The organism is Gordonia sp. i37 (assembly GCF_002043085.1).
Lineage (GTDB): Bacteria > Actinomycetota > Actinomycetes > Mycobacteriales > Mycobacteriaceae > Gordonia > Gordonia polyisoprenivorans.
Window position 1 is genome coordinate 1 of record NZ_MVPX01000467.1, and the last position, 2525, is coordinate 2525.

The 2525-nt window shown below is 67.7% G+C and carries 2 protein-coding genes and 1 pseudogene; all 3 read left to right on the forward strand.

The window, feature by feature from the left end:
• Nucleotides 1–224: 224 nt before the first annotated feature.
• The gene (trmB, locus tag B1964_RS22775) at nt 225–998 is read left to right on the forward strand and encodes a tRNA (guanosine(46)-N7)-methyltransferase TrmB (protein ID WP_172398931.1); all 774 of its coding nucleotides are present in this window, start codon (nt 225–227) and stop codon (nt 996–998) included.
• Complete coding sequence (locus B1964_RS22780; protein ID WP_079931387.1) at nt 995–1720, forward strand: NYN domain-containing protein; 726 nt, start codon at nt 995–997, stop codon at nt 1718–1720. The genes trmB and B1964_RS22780 overlap by 4 nt, the downstream gene beginning before the upstream one ends.
• 114 nt (nt 1721–1834) lie before the next feature.
• Nucleotides 1835–2525: pseudogene (locus B1964_RS22785) on the forward strand (RND transporter); the annotation flags it as partial.

The window sequence follows — 2525 nt, forward strand, 5'->3', positions numbered from 1 at the left end:
GCACACGCGCCAGCTCACCACGTCGGTCGGTCATTCACCTCTCCCCCACATCTCCCCTGGTCTGGCAGCCTAACCCGGACAAGCCCGACGTGCGGCACAGAAATACACAGGCCCAGGGTGTCGAGGATGACCTCTCCACGGCGATAGGACACGATGGACCGGTGAACACTGACCGACCGGTGCCCCCTGGCGCCGACCCCACCGGGCGTGAGCAGGGTGAATCCATCCGGGACCAGCCCGCCGGTGGGTACGCCGATCGGTCGCTGCTGTACCCGCGGGGGACGAGCTTCCGGTTCCGGCGCGGCACCTTGACGCCCAACCAGCAGCGCAATTGGGAAACCCTGTGGCCCCGTCTGGGCCGCGATCTGGCCACCGGTGTCGATCAGACGCCGGAGCCGCCGATGGACATGGCCGCCGCGTTCGGCCGGGACGCGCCGCGGGTCCTCGAGGTCGGCAGCGGTACCGGGATCTCGACCGCGGCGATGGCGCAGGCCGAACCCGACGTCGACGTCGTCGCCGTCGAGGTCTACAAACCGGGACTCGCGCAGCTTCTCGGCCTGATCGATCGGGGCGGTCTCACCAATATCCGGATGATCCGCGGTGACGCACTGGTGGTGCTGCGAGAACTGATCGCGCCGCGCAGTCTCACCGGTATCCGGGTCTTCTTTCCCGACCCGTGGCCCAAATCCCGCCACCACAAACGCCGCTTCATCCAGCGCGGCACCGTCGAGTTGATGGCCGACCGCCTCGTCGATGGCGGGATTCTGCACATCGCCACCGACCACGCCGACTACGCAGAGTGGATCGCCGAGATCCTGGCCACCCAGGACCCGGCCGCGCCGCACGTGGTGCCGGCGACCCGCCCGACACCCATCTCACTGAGCCGTCCGACGACGAAGTTCGAGGGACGCGCCGAACGCGAGGGCCGCGACGTCAACGAATTCGTCTACGTCAAGCCGCCGCAGGACCCACCCACCAGGGCCGAGGAGAATCGATGAACGACGCCGCACCGACCCCGCCCGGCGGTCGATTCGCCGACACGATCGCCGGCCAGAGCGGCGCCCCGCGCACGCTCCTGGTGTGGGACGCACCGAACATGGACATGGGTCTCGGCGCGATCCTCGGCGGTCGGCCGACCGCGGCGCACCGCCCACGTTTCGACGCTCTCGGACGGTGGATGCTGACCCGCACAGCCGATCTGTCCGGTCGACGCGCGGCCGGCGACGTGGAACTCGACACAGCCGCCGACGGCTCGGCGGCCGGGCATCCCGTGGAACCCGAGGCGACGGTGTTCACCAACATCGTGCCTGGTAGCGCCGATGTCGTTCGGCCGTGGGTGGAGGCCTTGCGCAACGTCGGGTACGCCGTGTTCGCCAAGCCCAAGGTGTCCGAGGACAGCGATGTCGACTCCGACATGCTCGACCACATCGAGTTGCGCAGGCACACTGTGGGGTTAGCCGGACTGATCGTGGCGTCTGCCGACGGGCAGGCGTTCCGGGAACCACTGTTGGAGATCGTCGCCGACGGTGTCCCGGTCACCGTGATCGGGTTCCGCGAGCACGCCAGCTGGGCGTTGACGACCGACGGACTCGAGTTCGTCGATCTCGAAGACATCCCCGGTGTGTTCCGCGAACCGTTACCGCGTATCGGCCTGGACTCGCTGCCCGACGAGGGCGCGTGGCTGGCGCCGTTCCGGCCGCTGTCGGCGCTTCTCCGGTGAGCCGGGTGGCACAACCGCAGTAGCGAGGCGTCGGGGGCCTCACGAGCAGTACCTCAGGGAGAGCTCAGGAGGCGCTGCGACAATTCTTCCCCGGACTTTCAGAAAGGACTCGGCGTGTTCGGAGCCATCGGCACATTCGTCTATCGGATGCGCTTCGCCGTCATCGCCGTCCTGGTGGTGTTGATGGGCGGACTGGGGCTCTACGGCCTCGGACTCAGCAAGCATCTCAGCCAGAGCGGGTGGTTCGATCCGACGTCGCAGTCGTCGAAGGGTTCGGTCGTCGCCGACACCGCCCTCGGCCGCGATCACCGCTCCGACGTCATCCTGCTGATCACCGCCCCGCCCGGCACCAAGGTGACCGACCCGCAGATCAGCACAAAGGTCGAGAAATTCGTCGACGACCTGCTGACCAAGTATCCGACGGTCGTGCAGCGCGCCTACAACGGCGACACCTCCACTCCGGAGGGCGAACAGTCGGCGCTGCGGAACAACCAGCAGGTCATCGACCCGTTCTTCACCCCGACCGATGCCGCGGGCAAGGCTGCGCAGGACATCGTCAGATCCCGCACGATCACCCCTGATCAGCAGCGGGCGTTCATCAGTATCGGTGTCGCCGGCAACGACGACACCACGGTGCTCAACAACTTCAAGACGATCGAACCGTTCTTCGACAACATCGCGCAGCGCTACGACCTGCCGGCGGGCACCACGTTCCAGCTCGCCGGCCTGCAGCCGGTCGCCGGAGCCATGGCCCGCGGCATGGACGCCGACATCCACCGCGCCGAGATCATCGCCCTGCCACTGG

Excerpts from the sequence above, each read along its gene's own strand:
- B1964_RS22780 (WP_079931387.1), top strand. The coding sequence starts at position 995 with ATGAACGACGCCGCACCGACCCCGCCCGGCGGTCGATTCGCCGACACG.